The following is a 315-nucleotide window of genomic DNA, read 5'->3' as shown; positions in this document are numbered from 1 at the left end:
CTCTTTCGGGAGCAGCCTTTCATTGAGGGGCGGGCCTCGCAGCCGACATGGAGACATTCATCGACGTCGCTGCTCTTTCGGGAGCAGCCTTTCATTGAGGGCAGTACGTCATCGGCGCAATCCCCCTCACGATCCCCCGGTCGCTGCTCTTTCGGGAGCAGCCTTTCATTGAGGGGGTAGAAGCCAGAAACCACAGCGCGCCCCAGGGCACGGTCGCTGCTCTTTCGGGAGCAGCCTTTCATTGAGGGGCACTGAAGTCACATGTGAGTTGCTTGTATTTCTCTGGTCGCTGCTCTTTCGGGAGCAGCCTTTCAT

This window comes from Corynebacterium sp. HMSC073D01, assembly GCF_001815555.1.
GTDB classification, from domain to species: Bacteria; Actinomycetota; Actinomycetes; order Mycobacteriales; family Mycobacteriaceae; genus Corynebacterium; species Corynebacterium glucuronolyticum.
The sequence above is the reverse complement of the archived record's forward strand: the minus strand, read 5'-3'. Positions refer to the sequence as shown.